Source organism: Streptomyces sp. cg40 (genome assembly GCF_050320165.1).
Classification (GTDB): domain Bacteria; phylum Actinomycetota; class Actinomycetes; order Streptomycetales; family Streptomycetaceae; genus Streptomyces; species Streptomyces hokutonensis.
On record NZ_CP190128.1, the window covers coordinates 8,272,405 to 8,291,158 of the forward strand.

The window sequence follows — 18,754 nt, forward strand, 5'->3', positions numbered from 1 at the left end:
GTGGGGTGATCAACTCGCGTAGATCGTGGGCCAGTTGAAGGCTGCACGGCCGAAAGGCGCCCTTGCGCCAGCCGGTTGGGCAGCCGAATACTCCCCCACAGCGCTTGTCAGGGACACGGCGTGTTCGAAAACCGGATGCCCGCCCCCGACTGCGCCTCACGGGCCCCGACCCCACGCGGGCCCCCGAATTCCCCTAGGAGGGAACGAAACGTGAGGATCAAGCGCACCACCCCCCGCAGCGGAATCGCGAGACGGACCGGGCTGATCGCCGTGGCCACCGGATTCATCGCCGCTGCAGCGTTCGCCGTCCCCACCGCGAACGCGAGCGAAGCCCAGACGTTCAGCGCGACCCAGCTCTCCGCGGCCAACTCGTCCGTGCTCAAGGCCGATGTCCCGGGCACCGCCTGGGCGGTCGACGCCAAGACGAACCGTGTCGTCGTCACCGTCGACAGCACGGTCTCGCAGGCCGAGATCGCGAAGATCAAGTCGCAGGCGGGCAGCACCGCGGGCGCGCTCACCATCAAGCACACGGCCGGCCAGTTCAAGAAGCTGATCACCGGTGGTGACGCCATCTACGGTGGCGCCTACCGCTGTTCACTCGGCTTCAACGTGCACAGCGGGAGCACGTACTACTTCCTGACCGCCGGCCACTGCGGTGAGGTCGCCTCCACCTGGTACTCCAACTCGGGGCACACCACGACGCTGGGCACGAACGTCGGCTACAGCTTCCCGACCAACGACTTCGCGCTGGTCAGGTACACCAACACCTCGATCGCCCACCCGAGCGCGGTCGGCAGCCAGACCATCTCCAGCGCGGCCACCCCGGCCGTGGGCACGACCGTCTACCGGCGCGGTTCCACCACCGGCACGCACAGCGGCCGGGTCACCGCCCTGAACGCCACCGTCAACTACGGCAGCGGCGACATCGTGTACCAGATGATCCAGACCACCGTCTGCGCCGAGGGCGGCGACAGCGGCGGCCCGCTCTACGCCGGCACCGTGGCCTACGGTCTGACCTCGGGCGGCAGCGGCGACTGCACCTCCGGCGGCACGACCTTCTTCCAGCCGGTCACCGAGGCGCTGAGCTACTACGGCGTGAGCGTCGGCTGACGCCCGCCTGAACGTCCTCCGCTCCGGACTGCAGCCGGCAGCGGGTGAGCCCCCGTACGCAACTGGCGTGCGGGGGCTCGCTCTTGGGCGTCGCCTGGAGTTACCGTCGTCGTATCGGAGAAGGCACCTGATGCGCCACGTCGGACCCTGGGGGGCCGTGATGGTCGAGGAGCTGGTGACGGCGGGAGTGACGCTCGCGTCCGTCGGAGCGGTGTACGCGATGGCGGCGGCACGGGTCGTCAAACAGTACGAGCGGGGCGTGGTGTTCCGGCTCGGCAGGCTCAGGCCCGAAGTCCGCGGGGCCGGCTTCACGATGGTCGTCCCGTTCGTGGACAAGCTCCGCAAGGTCAACATGCAGATCGTCACGATGCCGGTGCCCGCGCAGGAGGGCATCACGCGTGACAACGTGACGGTCCGGGTGGACGCGGTCGTCTACTTCAAGGTCGTCGACGCGGCGGACGCGTTGGTGCAGGTCGAGGACTACCGGTTCGCCGTCTCACAGATGGCCCAGACGTCCCTGCGCTCGATCATCGGCAAGAGCGACCTCGACGACCTCCTCTCCAACCGCGAAAAGCTCAACCAGGGCCTGGAGTTGATGATCGACAGCCCCTCCATCGGCTGGGGTGTGCAGATCGACCGCGTCGAGATCAAGGACGTGTCCCTGCCCGAGACGATGAAGCGCTCGATGGCCCGCCAGGCCGAGGCCGACCGCGAACGCCGGGCCCGGATCATCAACGCGGACGCCGAGTTGCAGGCCTCCAAGAAACTCGCCGAGGCCGCCGAGCAGATGTCCGAGCAACCCGCGGCACTCCAACTCCGGCTCCTGCAAACGGTGGTTGCGGTCGCGGCCGAGAAGAACTCGACCCTGGTCCTCCCCTTCCCGGTGGAACTGCTGCGCTTCCTGGAACGAGCCGCCCCGGCCGCGCCCGCGGCGCCTGCGGCACCCGTTGCCCCTGTGGCACCGCAACCGGTGCAGGAGCAACTCCCGCCCGCCGAGCCCCACTCGGATCCGGAACCCGAGGGGTCGATTTCCGGACAGGACTAGTCCTCACCGGTTGATGGCCGCCGCTCGCACGCGGTGTTTGCAGTGCGAACGGCCTGGGGTGACAGTGAACAGTCAAAGCGATGAGGGCGTACGGCCCTGCCCCGCGCGCGACCTGAAGTCGACCTTGTGCGCCCCCTGTGAGGTTGGGAAGAGTGGGTGCCCGTCAACCTACCTTTCGGCCTGCCGGGCCCTCTGACCTGCCGGGCCGACCCCCCACAGGAGGACACGAGTTGAAGCACCGACGCATATCCGGGCGACGGGCGGTCGTGGCGGGCGCTGGCACAGCCGCACTGGTCGTCGCGGGAGTCACCTTGCAGAGTGCGAACGCCAGCGAGGCGTCCAAGCCGGCCGCACTCCGCGCCCTCTCGGCCCCGGCGGCCGGAAAGCTCGCCTCGACACTCGGCGAGGACCTCGGCGCCGACGCGGCCGGCACGTTCTACGACGCGAAGACCAAGAGCCTCGTGGTCAACGTGCTCGACCGGGCCGCCGCCGACACCGTCGAGGCGGCCGGCGCCAGGGCGAGAATCGTCGAGCACTCCCTCGCCGAACTGACCGGCGCCCGTACGACCTTGAAGCGGGACGCCACGATCCCCGGCACCTCATGGGCGACCGACCCCACCAGCAACAAGGTCGTCGTCACCGCCGACCGCACGGTCTCCGGTGCCGAGTGGGCCAAGCTCACCAAGGTCGTCGACGGCCTCGGCACCAAGGCCGAACTCCAGCGCACCACAGGGGAGTTCAAGCCCTTCATCGCGGGCGGCGACGCCATCACCGGCTCGAGCGGCCGCTGTTCGCTCGGCTTCAACGTGGTCAAGGACGGCGCGCCCTACTTCATCACCGCCGGGCACTGCACCGAGGCCATCTCCACCTGGTCCGACGCCGGTGGGAACGAGATCGGCACGAACGAGCAGTCCAGCTTCCCGGACAACGACTTCGGCCTGGTCAAGTACACCTCGGACGTCGCCCACCCGAGCGCGGTCGACCTCTACGACGGCTCCTCGCAGCCCATCACCCACGCCGCCGACGCCACCGTCGGCGAGAAGGTGACCCGCAGTGGCTCGACCACCCAGGTGCACACCGGCACGGTCACCGGCCTGGACGCCACGGTGAACTACGGCAACGGCGACATCGTCAACGGTCTGATCCAGACCGACGTCTGCGCCGAGCCCGGCGACAGCGGCGGCTCGCTCTTCGACGGCGACGCGGCGATCGGCCTCACCTCGGGCGGCAGCGGCGACTGCACCTCGGGCGGCGAGACCTTCTTCCAGCCGGTCACCGAGGCGCTGTCGGCGTTCGGGGCGCAGATCGGCTGACCTGTCGTACGACGCCGTTCGCGCGATGTCGTTCGCGCGATGCCGTGAAGTCCCGCCCTCGCGCGAGGGCGGGACTTCACCATGTCAGCGGGCCTGTGGCGAAGGGTGGTTACGGGCCGGCCGCCCCCGGCCGGTCCAGGAGGTCCTCGTGCTTTCGCCGCAGCGTCGCCGCCAGCAGGGTGACCAGGATCCCGGCGAGCGCCCACGCGGACAGCACCAGCAGCGGCCCGGTCACGGCGTTGCCCTTGAAATAGGCGATCGAGCGGGCCACCCAGGTCCCGGCGCCCGGGGGCAGCGCGGGCCCGATCGCGTTCCAGAACGGCGGCAGCAGCGGCAGCGGGAAGGCGCCGCCCGCGCTCGGGTTGCCCGCGATCACCACCAGCAGGATCGCCAGCCCGATGCCCACGACCCCGAAGACCCCCTGGAGGGCTAGGGTCGCGGCCCCGACGGCGAAGGTGATCAGCGCGCCGAGTCCCCAGAACGCCATCACGCTCCCCGGCAGCGCGCCGAGGACCGGCCCGACGATCACCGCGCCGCCGAGCCCGCCGACGATCGCGACCAGCGCCATGGTGACCAGCCGGATCACCGCGCGGCGCGGGTCGGCGGGCCGGGCGCCGGTGCTGATCGCCAGGATCGAGGCGCACAGATAGCCGCCGACGCACCAGCCGACGACCAGGTAGAAGGACGACAGCCCGTCGAAGTCCTGCGCGGAGGCCGGGGCCACGTCCACCACCCTGATCGTGCGCTGCTCGGCCCTCTCCAGGGTGGTGGTGATCGTCTCCAGGGTGGTGGCGAGGACCGTGCCGCCGCCGGTCGCGACCAGGAGCGTGTCCTTGATGCCGCGCGAGTCGATGACGAGAGCGCCGTCGATGTCCCGGTTCAGGATCTGCTTCCGCGCGCTGGCCGCGTCCGGCACCGTGCGCGGATCCAGCGGCGAGCCGGGCAGCTGCTTCAGCCGGGTCACCGTCTGCTCGGCCGTGACCCCGGGCGCGACAACCCCGAAAGCCACATCCCTGGGCTTCGGGTTGTGGAGCGCGCCCACATAGGAGGCGATGAAGAGCAGCTGAAGGGCGACCACGCCGATGACGAGCAGGGTGGCCCGGGGGCTGACCGCGTCCTTCACCTCACCGAGGAAGGACGTACGGGACGTACCGGCACCGGGCGGCTCTGTCATGTCCCCACGGTCTCGGTGGCCGGGCGTTTGCGCAGGTGGGAAGGGTCCGAACGGATGTCGCACACGCGTTCGAGATTGGGGGTATGGTGGGGCTGAGGCAGTTGGGAACAGATGTTCGATAGCCCTTAGGGGCCACGAGTGCGGGAGGTGCGTGTGCCGGGTTTCACGCATCTGCACACCGTCTCCGGGTACTCCCTGCGCTACGGCGCCTCGCACCCCGAGCGGCTCGCCGAGCGCGCCTCGGAGCGGGGCATGGACGCCCTCGCCCTCACCGACCGCGACACCCTCGCGGGCACCGTCCGCTTCGCCAAGGCCTGCGCGAAGGCGGGCATACGGCCCCTGTTCGGCACCGAACTGGCGGTCGGCGAACCGGTACGGGGCGAGCGGCGCCGGGCCCCGGTGCGCGGCGGTGCCTTCATCGACGAGTCGACACCCCGGGTCACCTTCCTGGCCCGCGACGGCGCGACCGGCTGGGCCGACCTCTGCCGGCTCGTCACCACCGCCCACACGGCAGAGGGCACCCCCCTCCTGCCCTGGCCCGCCAACCACGGCGACGGCCTGACCGTCCTGCTCGGCCCCGCCTCCGACGTCGGCCGCGCCCTCACCGCGGGCCGCCCCGACCGCGCCGCGAAACTCCTCGCCCCCTGGCGCGAGATCTACGGCGACGCCCTGCGCCTCGAAGCCGTCTGGCACCACCGCGAGGGCACCGGCCCCGGCTCTCTGCGGCTGGCCGCCCGCACCGTCGGCTTCGCGGCCGAACAGCGCGTCCGGCCCGTGCTCAGCAACGCCGTACGGTACGCCGACCCCGGCATGGGCCCGGTCGCCGACGTCCTGGACTCCGCGCGCCGGCTCGTCCCCGTCGACCCCGCCAAAGGGCTGGACCCGGGGGAGGCCTGGCTCAAGGACGCGGGCACCATGCTCGATGTCGCCGAACGGATCGTCGAGGCCGCCGGCTACCGCCGCGACACCGCCCACCGCCTGCTGGAGCAGACCCGGGCCACGGCCGCCGAGTGCCTCGTCGACCCCGAGGACGACCTCGGCATCGGCGCCGTCCACTTCCCCGAACCGCACCTCGTCGGCGCCGGCCGCCGCACCGCACAGCGCGCGCTGGCCTCACGGGCGGCGGCGGGGATGGTGCTGCGCGGCCACTCCGGCAAGCACGCGTACTGGGAGCGGATGCACCGCGAGCTGGACATCATCGCCCATCACAACGTCGCCTCCTACTTTCTGACGGTCGCTCAAGTCGTGGACGATGTGAAGGAGATGGGCATCCGGGTCGCCGCGCGCGGCTCCGGTGCGGGCGCACTCGTCAACCACCTCCTGGGCATCGCGCACGCCGACCCCGTCGAACACGGGCTGCTGATGGAGCGGTTCCTGTCCAAACGCCGTTCCGTGCTGCCCGACATCGACATCGACGTGGAGTCCGCGCGCCGCCTGGAGGTCTACCGCGCGATCATCGCCCGCTTCGGCACCGAACGGGTCGCGACGGTCTCGATGCCGGAGACGTACCGGGTGCGGCACGCGATCCGCGACGTCGGCGCGGCCCTGTCCATGGACCCCGCCGACATCGACCGCATCGCCAAGTCCTTCCCGCACATCCGCGCCCGGGACGCCCGTGTCGCGCTCGACGAACTGCCCGAACTCCGGGCGCTCGCAGGGGAGAAGGAGAGATACGGCAGGCTCTGGGAACTGGTCGAGGCCCTCGACGCGCTGCCGCGCGGAATCGCCATGCACCCCTGCGGGGTCCTGCTCTCCGACGCCACGCTCCTTGCCCGCACACCGGTCGTGCCGACCAGCGGCGAGGGCCTGCCCATGTCGCAGTTCGACAAGGAGGACGTCGAGGACCTCGGACTGCTCAAACTCGATGTGCTGGGCGTGCGGATGCAGTCCGCGATGGCGCACGCGGTCGCCGAGGTGGAGCGGGCGACGGGGGAGCGGATCGACCTGGACGCGGTACCGCCGGGCGACCAGGCGACGTATCGACTCATCCGTTCCACCGAGACGTTGGGCTGCTTCCAGATCGAGTCGCCGGGACAGCGGGACCTGGTCGGACGGCTGCAGCCGGCCACCTTCGACGACCTCGTGGTGGACATCTCCCTCTTCCGGCCGGGGCCGGTCGCCGCCGACATGGTGCGGCCGTTCATCGAGGCGCGGCACGGGCGGGCGCCGGTCAGATATCCGCACCCGGACCTGGAGGAGCCGCTGCGGAGCACCTACGGAGTCGTCGTCTTCCACGAGCAGATCATCGACATCGTGGACATCATGACCGGCTGCGGACGCGACGAGGCGGACCGGGTGCGGCGCGGGCTGTCCGACCCGGAGTCGCAGGGGCGGATCAGGTTCTGGTTCGCGCAGCACGCGGCGGCCAGGGGATACAACGCAGAAACGATTCAGCGGACCTGGGAGATCGTCGAGGCCTTCGGTTCCTACGGCTTCTGCAAGGCGCACGCGGTCGCCTTCGCCGTGCCGACGTACCAGTCGGCGTGGCTGAAGGCGCACCATCCGGCGGCCTTCTACGCCGGGCTGCTCACGCACGACCCGGGGATGTATCCGAAGCGGCTGCTGCTGGCGGACGCGCGGCGGCGCGGGGTGCCGATCCTGCCGTTGGACGTGAACCGGTCGGCGGTCGCCCACCGTATCGAACTGGTGTCTGAATCGCCTGGTTCTTTCGAACGCTGGGGCCTGCGGCTCGCGCTCTCCGACGTGCACGGCATCAGCGAGGCCGAGGCGGCGCGGATCGCGGACGGGCAGCCGTACGCCTCGCTGCTGGACTTCTGGGAGCGGGGGCGGCCGAGCCGTCCACTGGCCGGGCGGCTCGCGCAGGTCGGGGCGTTGGACGCCTTCGGTGCCAACCGGCGTGATCTGCAACTGCACTTGGCCGAACTGCACCGGGGTGCCCGGGGCGCGGGCGGTGGTCAACTCCCGTTGTCCGGTGGGCGGAAGACGGCCCCGGCCGGACTGCCCGACCTGTCCTCGGCGGAGCGGCTCAGCGCCGAGCTGGGTGTGCTGTCCATGGACACCTCGCGCAATCTGATGGACGACCACCGGGCGTTCCTCGACGAGTTGGGCGTGGTGTCGGCGAGACGGCTGCGGGATGCCGGGCACGGGGAGACGGTGCTGGTCGCGGGTGCCAAGGCGGCCACCCAGACCCCGCCGATCCGGTCCGGCAAGCGGGTCATCTTCACCACCCTCGACGACGGTACCGGCCTGGTCGACCTCGCCTTCTTCGACGACTCCCACGACGCCTGCGCGCACACCGTCTTCCACTCCTGGCTGCTGCTGGTGCGCGGAGTGGTGCAGCGGCGCGGCCCGCGCAGCCTCAGCGTGGTGGGCGCCGCCGCGTGGAACCTCGCCGAACTCGTCGAACTGCGCGCCGAGGGCGGGCTCGACGTGGTCGCGGCCCGGCTGGCGGAGCCCGCGCCGGAGGGGCCGGCGGGGGAGGAGCCCGGCGGTGACGCGGCGCGGGAGCGCCGTATCCGGCTGCCCACCGGGTTCGAGCTGCATCCATGGGCCGATCTGCGTCCGGCGGGCGAAGAGCCCGCGAAGGTACGGAAGTTGTGGCACCAGAGTCCGGGGAGTGCGGGATGACCATCCTCTGCGTACGTTTCCAACTGCCTCCTGCGAGTGAGGCGGCCCTGCCCGGGCTGCTCGGCCTGCTGGAGGAGTTCACCCCCGTCGTCGAGGCCCTGCCACCGGACGGCGCGCTGGTCGATCTGCGGGGCGCCGAACGGTACTTCGGGCGCGGCGCCGTCGAACTGGCCGCGGTGATCCGGGTACGGGCGCTCGCCTTCTACGGCGTCGACTGCGTGATCGGCGCCGGGCCCGGCCCGATGCTGGCCCGCATGGCGCTGGGGGACGCTCACCCCGGCGTGACCCGCGCCGTACCCGAGGACGCCGTAGCGGAGTTCCTCGCCGAACGGCCCGTCTCCGCGCTCCCCGGCGTCGGCACCGCGACCGCCCGCACCCTGTGCGAGTACGGCCTCGACACCCTCGGCCGGGTCGCCGCCGCACCTTTGTCCACGCTCCAGCGCCTGATCGGTGCCAGGGCCGGCCGCGAACTGCACGAGAAGGCGAACGGCGTCGACCGCGGCCGGGTCGTCCCCAACGCGGTCTCCCGCTCTCTCGCGACCGAACGCCCCTTCACTCGCGACGAGTTGGACCCCGACCGGCACCGCCGCGCGCTCCTCTCGGCCGCCGGGGAACTGGGCGCCCGGCTGCGCGCCCTGGACAAGGTCTGCGGCGGGCTGACCCTCGCCGTCCGCTACGCCGACCGCTCCTCCACCACCCGCAGCCGCACCCTCAAGGAACCGACCGCGCACTCCGCCGCGTTGACCAGGGCGGCGTACGACATGTACGAGGCGCTCGGCCTGCAACGCGCCCGCGTGCGCTCGCTCACCCTGCGCGCCGAAGCCCTCGGCCCCGCCGAACAGGCCTCCTACCAGCTCACCTTCGACCCGGTGGACGAGAAGGTCCGCCGTATCGAGGAGGTCGCGGACCGGGCACGGGCGAAGTTCGGACCGCACGCGGTGATGCCGGGGACGTTGGCGGCGTAACTCTCCCTGCCTCTACGTCAGTTGGCCCACGGCGGAACGATCCGCGTCCCGTCGGCCAGCTCCGCCTCCAGCCCGATGGACGTGGTGACCCAGGTGATCACGGCGCGGTCGGTGGGGTTCTCGGCACCGAAGGTCGCGCCGGGGTTGATGATCAGCGTGTCGCCGGCCGTGACCCGGTCGGTGCGGCCGTCGAGCGTGATGACCAGCTCGCCTTCGAGGATGTGCAGGATCTCCTCGCGGTTGACGGTGTGCAGGGGCGCCTTGGTGCCGGCCGGGATCTCGCCGCGCCAGGCGCACAACTCCTTGCTGCCGGTGCGGGGATGGGCGTACGAGACGAAGCGGGCGCCGTGGATCTCGTGGGTGACGGCTTCGGTCGAGCGGATGACGGGCATGGACGGACCCCTCTCAAGATGGTCAAGTAACTTGACTACATCGCTCCATGGTCAAGCCGCTTGACCAGTTCGTCAAGGCTGTTTCAATGCCCCCATGGAGAACTCCGAGGCCATCGCCCTGACCGCCGCCCTGCTCGCCGCCGCGGGGGACCTGACGCGGCGCATCAACGACGGGGTCGTGGCCCGCGGATTCGAGGCGCGCCCGGCGTTCGGCTTCGCCTTCGTGCGGCTCGCCCCGGACGGCGCGACGGTCACCGAGCTCGCCGCCCATCTCGGGGTGACCAAGCAGGCGGCGAGCCAGCTCGTCGAAGAGCTGGTGCGCAAGGGGTATGTCGAGCGGCGTCCGCATCCCGTCGACGCGCGCGCCCGGCTGGTCGTGCTCACCGAGCTGGGCTGGGCCTGTACGCGCGCGGCGGAGGAGGCCGCCGCCGACGCCGTGCGGCCGTGGGTCGAACTGCTGGGCGAGAGTGAAGTGCGCGTGTTGTGTGACCGTTTGCTGCGTATTGCGCCCTACGGTCCCATCAGGCCGACCTGGTGACTGGTTATCACTGGAAGTTTTTACTGACGCGTAACTTCACGCTTCACCTACTCGCTCGTAACTTGATGAGAGAACAGCATTCTTGTGATCCGGATCACAGGGCGTAAGGCCGTCGCAACTCCCTTGAGCCGCAAGGAGATCACACGATGCTGCCCTGGAAACGAGTGCTCAGACCCCTGACCGCACTGCTCCTGACCGCCGCGGTCGCCGCTCTCCCCACCGCCGCCCACGCGGCGAGCGCCCCGAGCACCGGCTGGAACGATTACACGTGCAAGCCCTCCGCCGCCCACCCCGACCCGGTCGTCCTCGTACACGGAACGTTCGCCAACAGCACCGACAACTGGCTGGTTCTCGCGCCCTACTTGGAGGCCCGCGGCTACTGCGTCTTCTCCCTCGACTACGGCCAGCTCCCCGGGGTCCCCCTCATCTACGGCCTCGGCCCCATCGACAAGTCGGCAGAGCAACTCCAGGCCTACGTCGACAAGGTGCTCGCCGCGACCGGCGCCGCCAAGGTCGACCTCGTCGGGCACTCGCAGGGCGGCATGATGCCCCGCTACTACCTCAAGTTCCTCGGCGGAGCCGCCAAGGTGGACACCTTCGTCGGCATCGCGCCCGACAACCACGGCACCACCCTGGACGGCCTCACCAAACTCCTGCCGTACTTCCCGGGCGCCGAGGACGTGATCTCCGCGACCGCCCCGGGCCTCGCCGACCAGATCGCCGGCTCGGCCTTCCTCGCCAAACTGAACGCGGGCGGCGACACCGTCCCCGACGTCCACTACACGGTCATCGCCACCCGGTACGACGAGGTGGTCACGCCGTACAGCAGCCAGTTCCTGAGCGGGTCCGACGTGCACAACGTGCTGATCCAGAACCTGTGTTCACTCGACCTCTCCGAGCACGCCCTGCTCGGGCTGTCGGACCGGATCGCCTTCCACGAGGTCGCCAACGCCCTCGATCCGGCGCACGCCACCACCACCAACTGCCTGTCGGCACTGAGCTGATACCTGATTCGCGCACCGCGGGGTCTGTCCGACCTGAGCCGCCGGACAGACCCCGCCCCCTGGACGGCCGTACTAACGGCCGTGCCGTCCACCGCCGTTGGCCGCGCGGCGGCGGACCGAGGCGAACAGGGCCGCGGCGCCGAGCGCCAGGGAGGCCGCGCCGCCGATGACGAGAAGCGGCGAGCTGTCATTGCTGCCGGTCGCCGCGAGACTCCGCGAACTGCCCGCGGGCTGCGGCTCGTTGACCTGGTCCGTGGCGGCGACCGGTTCCGCCGAGGTGCTCGCGTCCGCGTCCCCGTGACCGTGGTGCTCTACGGTCGACTTGTCGGCACCGGCCGCGATCTGCTCGTCGGACGGGGCGGAGGCGGCGGGCGCGGGAGTGGCCGGGGTGGCAGTCGACGGGGCGGGAGCGGACGGGGTGGGCGTCGGTGCCGAACTGCCCGCCGTACCACCGCCGTTGGACCCCGTACCGCCCCCGCCGAAACTGACGTCCGAGCAGGAGTAGAACGCCTCCGGGCTGTCCGAGCGCTGCCAGATCGCGTACAGGAGCTGCCTGCCGGAGCGCTGGGGGAGGGTGCCGGAGAAGGTGTAGAAGCCGCCCGAGGCGACCGGGTCGGTGGCCGTCGCGACCGGGTGCTCCAGGTCCAGGTCCGCCCAGGCGAGCGGCTGCGAAGGGTCGTAGCCGGACTTGGTGAGGTACACCTTGAAGGTGCCCTTGTGCGGCGCGGTCACGCGGTACTTGAAGGTGTACGAGCCGCTGCTCACGCTGGTCGCCGGCCAGTCGGCGCGGGCCAGGTCGAGGCCCTTGAACTCGTCGTTGTTCGCGCTGCACAGCCTGCCGTCCGGGATCAGCGTCCGGTGCTGCCCGTTCGCGTCGCCGATCCGGATGCCGTTCCAGTCGTAGAGCGCCTGTGTGCCACCGGCCGCGACCGCGGCCTTGCACGCGGCCGACTTCGGGTTCTCCGGGCCCTCCGCGTAGCACTGCGCGACCCTGCTGACCGGATCCCCCATCGAACCGTGGGCCACCGCGGGTGCCGCGGCGAGCGCGGTCAGTACGAGGGGAGCCATGCCGAGGACGGCGGCAGCGGCGGCCTTGCGGCGTGCGAGCATGGCGGAACTCCAACTCCTCGGACGGTTCGCGGCGCGGGGCACGGATCCCGTGGGGTGATCAGAAGCTAGCCGCTGGAAACCGCGAAATCGCCTGCTGGAGACGGGGGAGGGAGATCCTTATGGTCGTGTTAAGGCAGGGCTAACCGAGGGCTCAGGGAGGGGTGGGTGTCGTGAGGGCGGAGAGGTGTCGCAGATGAGCAGACCGCAGTCCGAGTTCCATCGTCCCGAGGCGGCCTGGCGGCGGCCGGCCGGGGCGGCCGCCGGAGTGTGGGAGCAGGAGCTGGCCGTGGATCCGGTCACCGGGGACTCCACCGTGCTCCAGCGCTACGAGCCGGGGACCGACACCAGTGCCCAGGGTGCCGTCCGGCACGACTACTTCGAGGAGGTGTACATCCTTGAGGGCGACCTCACCGATCTGCGCCTCGGCGAGACCTTCACCGCGGGCATGTACGCGTACCGCCACCCGGACATGGAGCACGGGCCGTGGACGAGTGCCGAGGGTGTCCGGATGCTCGTGATCAGTACGCACACCGTGGGGACCCGCCCATGACCACCGACGTCCGCGCGGCCGTCCCCGCCGATGTACCGGCCGTGAAGGCCGTGACCGACATGGCGTACCACCACTACATCGCGCGCATCGGTGTGGTGCCGCAGCCCATGGAGGCGGACCACATGGCGAATGTGGTCGCCGGGCGCGTCTTCGTGACCGGCGACCCCGTGACCGGGCTCGTGGTGATCGAGGAGCGCGCCGATCACCTGTTCCTCGACAGCATCGCCGTCCACCCCGACGCGCACGGCACGGGGGTGGGACGGCGGCTGCTGGAGTTCGTGGACGCACGCGCGCGTGCGCTCGGGCTGCCCGAGGTCAGGCTCTACACGAACGCGCTGATGTGGGAGAACCAGCGGATCTACCCGAAGTTCGGCTACGAGGTCGTCGAGCGGCGCACGGACGGGCCCTACGACCGCATCCACTACCGCAAGCCGCTGGACTGACCGGGCTCAGCCGTCCGGCCACCAGGTGCGGGCGATGTCCTTTCGGACCTCGGGGCGCTCGACTGGGCGCTCGTCGGCCTCGTCCCGCACCCGACGGGCGTCCGACTTCTTCAGGGGCTTCTGCACGGTTACGCGGCGCATGGCTGCCTCCTTGTGTCCACCCGGGTTCGTGTTCTCACGAGGTGGACCGTTCCCGGGAGGGTGACTCATCGACGCGGGTCTGTCTGTGGTGGCTGTCACGATGGGACTGTCAGTGGCGGGTGTCACTCTGGGCCCATGAGCGAATCCGAAGCGAACGTGGACTGGGACGCGGAGGCTCCGACCTTCGACGAAGAGGCTGATCACGGCCTGCGCGACCCGGAGATCCGGCGGGCCTGGGCGGACCGGCTGCGCGGCTGGCTGCCCGCCGGCCCGGCCGACGTCCTCGACCTCGGCTGCGGCACCGGCACCCTGTCGCTGCTCGCCGCCGAGCAGGGACACCGGGTCACCGGCGTCGACCTCTCCCCGGCGATGATCGGCCTCGCCCGCGCGAAGCTGGCCGGCCGTGACGCGGTGTTCCTGCTCGGCGACGCGGCGGCACCTCCGGTGGGCGAGCAGCGCTATGACGTCGTCCTCGTCCGGCATGTGCTGTGGGCGCTGCCCGACCCCGCCCGGGTCCTGCGGCACTGGCACGACCTGCTGCGCCCCGGCGGGCGGCTGGTGCTGATCGAGGGCCGCTGGGGGACGGTGAGCCCGGTCGGCATACCCGCCGACCGCCTCACCGGGCTCCTGGCGCCCGTCGCCGGGCACGTGCGCGTGGAGCGGCTGTCGGACGACCCGTTGCTGTGGGGGAAGACCGTGGCCGACGAGCGGTACGCGGCGGTCGCCATGGACTGAGCGGACCTCACCGCAGCAGCGCGCCGAACCCGCCCGCACGGGCCAGCCCCTCCAGCTCGTCGAGCGCCCGCACGGCCGCCGCCGCGGCCGCGGGGTCCGAGGCGGCCAGCCCGCTCTCCTCGAACTCGTCCTCGTCCAGGCGCAGTACGTCCGCGCCGTCGGCGGACACCCACAGGTCCAGATCGAGGTCCTCCACGACGAGTTCGGCGCCGGAGCGGGTCGCGGGGCGGGTGATGTCGCAGTACCAGCCCTTCAACTCCCCGGTGCCGTACCGGACTTCCTTCACCGCGAACCAGCGGTCCCGCCAGTAGTACTCGGTGAACACGTCGCCGGGCTCGAAGCGCACGAAGCCGAAGTCGCGGACGCCGTCACCCGCCCACGGGGCACGGACGGCGAGGCGGACGCCGTCGTCGAAGAGCAGCTCGGCCGGGTAACGGATCTTCGTGCGGCCCGCCTTGACAAGGACGACGTCCAACTGGTCTGCGGAATCAGGTGAGTTCACGGACATGGCGCACCTCCGTGGCGCAGATCTCGTAGCCGAACCACTTGTTGATCGCGAGCATCGGGGCGTTGCCGGCGTCGTTGCCCGTGAACGCGTCCGTGCAGCCGGCGGCGCGGGCGCGGTGCAGGGAGTCGTTCTTGGCGAGCTTGGCGAGGCCCCGGCCGCGGTGTGCGCGGGCGGTGCCGGTCATGGCCGTGCCGTAGCGGGTGGCGCCGTCCGTGCGGGCGGCGCTGAAGGCGGCCGGGCGTCCGTCGACGAGGGCGACGGAGGTCAGCTCGCCACTGAACAGCGGGTGTCGCCAGGTCTCGTCCAGCCAGGCCTCGAAGTCCGTGAACTCGGTGTCGATGTCGCCGGGTTCGTCCAGCGTCACCTCCGTGTCCAGCTCGAACAGGGGGCGCGGGTCCGCGGAGAAGTCCGAGCCCGGGCGGACCTCGACGCCGGGCGGCGGGGTCTGGAGCGGGGGCAGGACGCCGTGTGCCAGGTCCAGCCGGAGGAGATGCGCGGGGCGGCTCGCGGTGTAGCCGGACCGTTCGGCGAAGGCGCGGTTGCCCGGTTCGTCCAGGACCCAGGAGTAGAGCCTGGTCGCGCCGTGGGCGACGAGGTGTTCCTCGGCCGCCCGGACCAGCAGCGAGCCCGCGCCCAGGCGCGTCCGCCCCGGATCCACGAACACGTTGAGCATGCCCTGGCCGGGTTCCGGACTGTCGTGGGCGATGTCGACCTGGGCGGTGCCGATGATCTCGCCGTTCGCCTCCGCGATCAGCTTGCGCGAGTGCGCGTCCGGGTGGGCATGGGCGAGGTCGTGGGCGATGGACTCCGGGGTGCACAGCATGAAGGGGAAGGCCCGGGCGAGGACCTGGACGTAACCCTCCAGGTCGGCTCGGACGTCGGGGCGCAGGTCGCGCACGCTCACTGTCATGTCGCCGCACGCTACGGCCGAGCCGCGCCGTAGTGCCTCTCATTTTCCGGCCGGTGCGGGACAATCGGGCCGTGACCTTGAAGATCCACATCGATGACAGTGCCGCGCCCTACGAGCAGATCCGCGCCCAGATCTCGGAGCAGGCCCGGTCCGGAGCGCTGCCGGTCGGCCACCGGCTGCCCACGGTACGGGGACTGGCCGAGTCGCTCGGTCTCGCCGCGAACACCGTCGCCAAGGCGTACCGGGCGCTGGAGAGCGACGGCGTGATCGAGACGCGGGGGCGCAACGGCACGCTGATCGCTGCCGCGGGCTCGGCGGCGGAGCGGGAGGCGGCGTCGGCCGCGCAGGCGTATGCGGAGCGGGTACGACGGCTCGGCCTCACGGAGTCCGACGCGCTGGCCGCCGTGGGGGATGCCCTGCGGGCGGCCTACACGGCGGGCTGAGCGCCGTTGCGGCGGAGACAAATGGCGGCCGGACGCAGGAGCTGAACTGCCTTGCAGAGGTGTTGAGTTGCCTACAAGTACAAGCCCGCGTCCGCACCCTCCCTCTGGTCCGGTACCGACGTCGGCTGGGTGCCCCGGCGCAGCGCGTACAGCTCCGCCAGGGTCGCGCCCTCGCGGCCGATGCCCTCCTCCGTGCCGAGCCAGGCGGTCGCCTCGCGGCGGGTGAGTGCGCCGACCTCGATGCGGGCGAGGCAGCGGCCGGGGCGGACCACGGCGGGGTGGAGGCGCTCCAGGTCCTCGTTGGTGGTGACGCCGACCAGGACGTTGCGGCCCTGGCCGAGGAGGCCGTCCGTGAGGTTCAGGAGGCGGGAGAGGGCCTGGCCCGCCGTGTGCTTTGCCTCGCCGCGGATCAGTTCGTCGCAGTCCTCAAGAAGGAGGAGTCGCCAACGCCCTTTCCCCGTCGTGTCGTCCTCGCCGATCGCGATGTCCATCAGATAGCCGACGTCGGAGAAGAGGCGCTCGGGGTCCAGGACGCAGTCCACCTGGCACCAGTCCCGCCAGGAACGGGCGAGCGTGCGCAGCGCCGAGGTCTTGCCGGTGCCGGGCGGGCCGTGCAGCAACAGCAGCCGGCCCGCGATGTCCTCCGGGGTCGTCTTCATCAGGCGGTCCATGGCGTCGGCCACCGGGCCCGTGTAGTTGGGCCGCACCTCGTCCCACGTGCCCGCCGAGATCTGCCGGGTCGTACGGTGCGGGCCGCGCCTGGGGGAGACGTACCAGAACCCCATCGTCACGTTCTCCGGCTGCGGTTCGGGCTCGTCCGCCGCGCCGTCGGTCGCCTGGCCGAGGACCTTCTCGGCGAGCTCCTCGCTGGTCGCCGTGACCGTGACGTCGGCGCCGCGGTTCCAGCGGGAGATCAGCAGGGTCCAGCCGTCGCCCTCCGCGAGTGTCGCGCTGCGGTCGTCGTCGCGGGCGGCGCGCAGCACGCGGGCGCCCGGCGGGAGCAGGGTCGCCCCGGACCGTACGCGGTCGATGTTCGCCGCGTGCGAGTACGGCTGCTCGCCCGTCGCGAAGCGGCCGAGGAACAGCGCGTCGACGACATCGGACGGGGAGTCGGAGTCGTCGACGTTGAGCCGGATCGGCAGTGCGTCGTGTGGGTTAGCGGACATGGGGCCATGATCCGGCACGCGGAGGCCGTGTGCACCCGCTTTCCGCAGTGCGCCCCCGAGTGTCGGCTGCGCCCGGTCCATCCGATGTGTCCGCTCCGTGTCGGCCGTGTATCCCCTCGGTCCTGTTACAAGCCTGTGCATGTGGAGCCCTGCCCCACCATGGGGCACCGACGTTACTGTTGCCCTTGATGGGACGTCATGGGTGGAATTCGGGGGCACGACGGTGGCGGCTCACCGCGCTGCTCGGCGTGGGTGTGGCCGCACTGGCTCTGATCGTGACCCTGATCAACACGCTTCCCGGCGGCGGAAGCACCGCGGGCACCTCGCGCGACGGCGACAAGGTGCACGGCACCCCGGCGAGCCCGCCCGACGAGGACCGGCCCGAGGTCGGCTGGGGCTTCACCCACACCCAGTACAGCGCCGACGAGGGCAGCAGCGCCGCGACCGAACGCGTCGAGGGACTGCTCGCGAAGTCCCAACTCCCGCAGGACCAGGCCATCATGGGCTGGGGCGCCGACAACCCCGAGCCGGTGAAGGGGCGTTACGACTTCGGCGCCCTCGACCGCCGGATCGACTTCGTCCGCAAGTCGGGCGGCACCCCGGTGATCACGCTGTGCTGCTCGCCCGACTGGATGAAGGGCGGCAAGTCGGGCGTCGACAACACCGATTGGAGCCAGTCCGCGCTGGAGACGGCTCCACAGCCGGACCACTACGCGGACTTCGCCGCGCTCGCCGCGACCGTCGCCAAGCGGTACCCGGACGTCACCCACTTCATCGTGTGGAACGAGTTCAAGGGCTTCTGGAACAACGCCGAACAGCGCTGGGACTACGAGGGTTACACCCAGCTCTACAACCTGGTCTACAAGGCGCTGAAGAAGGTCAACCCGAAGATCATGGTCGGCGGTCCGTATCTGGTGATGGACAGCGTCGACCCGCGCGACGCGAACGCCTCCAGTACCTTCAAGGGCAGTTGGGGCGCGATGGACCAGCGGATCATCGACGCCTTCGACTACTGGAACAAGAACAAGGTCGGCGCCGACTTCGTGGTCGTGGACGGCTCCAGCTACACCAACGACGACGAGCTGCTGCCCAACGAGTTCGCGGCCACCGACAAGCTCACCGCCGTGAGCGAGTGGGTACGGCAGCAGACGCATGACCTGCCCCTGTGGTGGGCCGAGTACTACGTCGAGCCCGCCGACGGCAACGACGACCGCAAGGGCTGGTCCGAGACCCACCGTGTCGCCGTCCAGGCCGCCGGCATGATCGCCATGGCCAAGGGCGGCGCCACCTCCGGCTTCTACTGGAACCCGGAGACCGAGAAGGGCGCGAACTGCGCGGGCTGCCTGTGGACGCCGACCGACAGTTCCGACGGCGGGAAGCAGCTGCCGATGTACGACCTGGTCTCCCGCTTCGACGCGGCCTTCGGGCCCGGTGCGAAGTTCGAGACCGTGTCGATCGCGGCGGACGACGTGCCCAACGTGAAGGTCCTCGCCACCGACAAGACGGTCCTGGTCGTGAACACCCTGGACCGGCAGATCAGCGCGAAGGTCGACGGTCAGGACTTCGACCTGGCGGCCTACGGGGTCAAGTGGCTGACGCGCTGAGCCACTTGACCCCGT

General features: G+C 71.0%; 19 protein-coding genes. 12 read left to right on the forward strand and 7 right to left on the reverse strand.

Translation table 11 applies throughout. The annotated features are described in order from the left end of the window. The first annotated feature begins 210 nt into the window (after positions 1 to 210). The 3 genes from ACQHII_RS37330 (at position 211) to ACQHII_RS37340 (ending at position 3,468) form a co-directional block, all read left to right on the forward strand. Positions 211 to 1,110 (forward strand): S1 family peptidase, encoded by a 900-nt coding sequence (locus tag ACQHII_RS37330; protein WP_427923400.1) that lies wholly within the window; start codon positions 211 to 213, stop codon positions 1,108 to 1,110. Between the two features lie 160 nt (positions 1,111 to 1,270). Next, positions 1,271 to 2,155, forward strand: coding sequence for a slipin family protein (locus ACQHII_RS37335; RefSeq protein WP_427925499.1), 885 nt, complete (start codon positions 1,271 to 1,273; stop codon positions 2,153 to 2,155). 230 nt (positions 2,156 to 2,385) lie between these two features. After that, entirely contained in the window at positions 2,386 to 3,468 is a 1,083-nt protein-coding gene (locus tag ACQHII_RS37340) for a S1 family peptidase (protein ID WP_427923401.1), read from the forward strand. Between the two features lie 109 nt (positions 3,469 to 3,577). Here ACQHII_RS37340 and ACQHII_RS37345 read toward each other — a convergent pair whose 3' ends face one another. Next, a complete protein-coding gene (locus ACQHII_RS37345; protein WP_427923402.1) occupies positions 3,578 to 4,642 on the reverse strand; it encodes a DUF3533 domain-containing protein in 1,065 nt (354 codons plus the stop codon). Between the two features lie 153 nt (positions 4,643 to 4,795). On the opposite strand from ACQHII_RS37345, the gene ACQHII_RS37350 reads away from it, so the two are divergent. Together ACQHII_RS37350 and ACQHII_RS37355 are read left to right on the forward strand one after the other, a co-directional pair. Next, positions 4,796 to 8,230: a DNA polymerase III subunit alpha gene (locus ACQHII_RS37350; protein WP_427923403.1), complete on the forward strand. Its 3,435-nt coding sequence runs from the start codon at positions 4,796 to 4,798 to the stop codon at positions 8,228 to 8,230. Further along, positions 8,227 to 9,195: a DNA polymerase Y family protein gene (locus ACQHII_RS37355; RefSeq protein ID WP_427923404.1), complete on the forward strand. Its 969-nt coding sequence runs from the start codon at positions 8,227 to 8,229 to the stop codon at positions 9,193 to 9,195. The genes ACQHII_RS37350 and ACQHII_RS37355 overlap by 4 nt, the downstream gene beginning before the upstream one ends. 17 nt (positions 9,196 to 9,212) lie before the next feature. On the opposite strand, the gene ACQHII_RS37360 is transcribed toward ACQHII_RS37355, so the two are convergent. Next, the gene (locus tag ACQHII_RS37360) at positions 9,213 to 9,587 is read right to left on the reverse strand and encodes a cupin domain-containing protein (RefSeq protein WP_427923405.1); all 375 of its coding nucleotides are present in this window, start codon (positions 9,585 to 9,587) and stop codon (positions 9,213 to 9,215) included. A 94-nt stretch (positions 9,588 to 9,681) separates the two neighbouring features. Here ACQHII_RS37360 and ACQHII_RS37365 point away from each other — a divergent pair, with 94 nt between their 5' ends. Then, on the forward strand, positions 9,682 to 10,125 hold the full coding sequence (locus ACQHII_RS37365; protein ID WP_427923406.1) for a MarR family winged helix-turn-helix transcriptional regulator: 444 nt from the start codon (positions 9,682 to 9,684) through the stop codon (positions 10,123 to 10,125). Between the two features lie 146 nt (positions 10,126 to 10,271). Further along, complete coding sequence (locus ACQHII_RS37370) at positions 10,272 to 11,129, forward strand: esterase/lipase family protein (RefSeq protein ID WP_427923407.1); 858 nt, start codon at positions 10,272 to 10,274, stop codon at positions 11,127 to 11,129. Between the two features lie 72 nt (positions 11,130 to 11,201). On the opposite strand, the gene ACQHII_RS37375 is transcribed toward ACQHII_RS37370, so the two are convergent. Beyond that, entirely contained in the window at positions 11,202 to 12,239 is a 1,038-nt protein-coding gene (locus ACQHII_RS37375) for a lytic polysaccharide monooxygenase auxiliary activity family 9 protein (RefSeq protein ID WP_427923408.1), read from the reverse strand. Positions 12,240 to 12,432: 193 nt separating this feature from the next. On the opposite strand from ACQHII_RS37375, the gene ACQHII_RS37380 reads away from it, so the two are divergent. Together ACQHII_RS37380 and ACQHII_RS37385 are read left to right on the forward strand one after the other, a co-directional pair. Continuing rightward, positions 12,433 to 12,789 (forward strand): cupin domain-containing protein, encoded by a 357-nt coding sequence (locus ACQHII_RS37380; RefSeq protein ID WP_427923409.1) that lies wholly within the window; start codon positions 12,433 to 12,435, stop codon positions 12,787 to 12,789. Then, complete coding sequence (locus ACQHII_RS37385; protein WP_427923410.1) at positions 12,786 to 13,232, forward strand: GNAT family N-acetyltransferase; 447 nt, start codon at positions 12,786 to 12,788, stop codon at positions 13,230 to 13,232. The genes ACQHII_RS37380 and ACQHII_RS37385 overlap by 4 nt, the downstream gene beginning before the upstream one ends. A 6-nt stretch (positions 13,233 to 13,238) precedes the next feature. Here the strand turns inward: ACQHII_RS37385 and ACQHII_RS37390 are convergent, their stop codons facing one another. Further along, positions 13,239 to 13,373, reverse strand: coding sequence for a hypothetical protein (locus ACQHII_RS37390; protein WP_019066207.1), 135 nt, complete (start codon positions 13,371 to 13,373; stop codon positions 13,239 to 13,241). Between the two features lie 135 nt (positions 13,374 to 13,508). Between ACQHII_RS37390 and ACQHII_RS37395 the strand changes: the two genes are divergently transcribed. After that, positions 13,509 to 14,108: a class I SAM-dependent methyltransferase gene (locus ACQHII_RS37395; RefSeq protein WP_427923411.1), complete on the forward strand. Its 600-nt coding sequence runs from the start codon at positions 13,509 to 13,511 to the stop codon at positions 14,106 to 14,108. Between the two features lie 7 nt (positions 14,109 to 14,115). Here ACQHII_RS37395 and ACQHII_RS37400 read toward each other — a convergent pair whose 3' ends face one another. Together ACQHII_RS37400 and ACQHII_RS37405 are read right to left on the reverse strand one after the other, a co-directional pair. Then, entirely contained in the window at positions 14,116 to 14,616 is a 501-nt protein-coding gene (locus ACQHII_RS37400; protein WP_427923412.1) for a DUF402 domain-containing protein, read from the reverse strand. Further along, positions 14,597 to 15,526 carry a GNAT family N-acetyltransferase gene (locus ACQHII_RS37405; protein WP_427923413.1) on the reverse strand — a complete coding sequence of 310 codons (930 nt, stop codon included), beginning with the start codon at positions 15,524 to 15,526 and terminating at the stop codon, positions 14,597 to 14,599. The genes ACQHII_RS37400 and ACQHII_RS37405 overlap by 20 nt, the downstream gene beginning before the upstream one ends. 71 nt (positions 15,527 to 15,597) lie before the next feature. Here ACQHII_RS37405 and ACQHII_RS37410 point away from each other — a divergent pair, with 71 nt between their 5' ends. After that, entirely contained in the window at positions 15,598 to 15,969 is a 372-nt protein-coding gene (locus ACQHII_RS37410) for a GntR family transcriptional regulator (RefSeq protein ID WP_427923414.1), read from the forward strand. 71 nt (positions 15,970 to 16,040) lie between these two features. Here the strand turns inward: ACQHII_RS37410 and ACQHII_RS37415 are convergent, their stop codons facing one another. Then, positions 16,041 to 17,135: a DUF5925 domain-containing protein gene (locus ACQHII_RS37415; RefSeq protein WP_427923415.1), complete on the reverse strand. Its 1,095-nt coding sequence runs from the start codon at positions 17,133 to 17,135 to the stop codon at positions 16,041 to 16,043. Between the two features lie 188 nt (positions 17,136 to 17,323). Here ACQHII_RS37415 and ACQHII_RS37420 point away from each other — a divergent pair, with 188 nt between their 5' ends. Further along, positions 17,324 to 18,739: a GH39 family glycosyl hydrolase gene (locus ACQHII_RS37420; protein WP_427923416.1), complete on the forward strand. Its 1,416-nt coding sequence runs from the start codon at positions 17,324 to 17,326 to the stop codon at positions 18,737 to 18,739. Positions 18,740 to 18,754: the final 15 nt, after the last annotated feature.

Bases quoted from the DNA above. Each gene is read 5' to 3' on its own strand.
- ACQHII_RS37335 (WP_427925499.1), top strand. From the start codon at position 1,271: ATGGTCGAGGAGCTGGTGACGGCGGGAGTGACGCTCGCGTCCGTCGGA.
- ACQHII_RS37345 (WP_427923402.1), bottom strand. From the start codon at position 4,642: ATGACAGAGCCGCCCGGTGCCGGTACGTCCCGTACGTCCTTCCTCGGT.
- ACQHII_RS37355 (WP_427923404.1), top strand. From the start codon at position 8,227: ATGACCATCCTCTGCGTACGTTTCCAACTGCCTCCTGCGAGTGAGGCG.
- ACQHII_RS37360 (WP_427923405.1), bottom strand. From the start codon at position 9,587: ATGCCCGTCATCCGCTCGACCGAAGCCGTCACCCACGAGATCCACGGC.
- ACQHII_RS37365 (WP_427923406.1), top strand. From the start codon at position 9,682: ATGGAGAACTCCGAGGCCATCGCCCTGACCGCCGCCCTGCTCGCCGCC.
- ACQHII_RS37370 (WP_427923407.1), top strand. From the start codon at position 10,272: ATGCTGCCCTGGAAACGAGTGCTCAGACCCCTGACCGCACTGCTCCTG.
- ACQHII_RS37375 (WP_427923408.1), bottom strand. From the start codon at position 12,239: ATGCTCGCACGCCGCAAGGCCGCCGCTGCCGCCGTCCTCGGCATGGCT.
- ACQHII_RS37380 (WP_427923409.1), top strand. From the start codon at position 12,433: ATGAGCAGACCGCAGTCCGAGTTCCATCGTCCCGAGGCGGCCTGGCGG.
- ACQHII_RS37385 (WP_427923410.1), top strand. From the start codon at position 12,786: ATGACCACCGACGTCCGCGCGGCCGTCCCCGCCGATGTACCGGCCGTG.
- ACQHII_RS37390 (WP_019066207.1), bottom strand. From the start codon at position 13,373: ATGCGCCGCGTAACCGTGCAGAAGCCCCTGAAGAAGTCGGACGCCCGT.
- ACQHII_RS37395 (WP_427923411.1), top strand. From the start codon at position 13,509: ATGAGCGAATCCGAAGCGAACGTGGACTGGGACGCGGAGGCTCCGACC.
- ACQHII_RS37400 (WP_427923412.1), bottom strand. From the start codon at position 14,616: ATGTCCGTGAACTCACCTGATTCCGCAGACCAGTTGGACGTCGTCCTT.
- ACQHII_RS37405 (WP_427923413.1), bottom strand. From the start codon at position 15,526: ATGACAGTGAGCGTGCGCGACCTGCGCCCCGACGTCCGAGCCGACCTG.
- ACQHII_RS37415 (WP_427923415.1), bottom strand. From the start codon at position 17,135: ATGTCCGCTAACCCACACGACGCACTGCCGATCCGGCTCAACGTCGAC.
- ACQHII_RS37420 (WP_427923416.1), top strand. From the start codon at position 17,324: ATGGGACGTCATGGGTGGAATTCGGGGGCACGACGGTGGCGGCTCACC.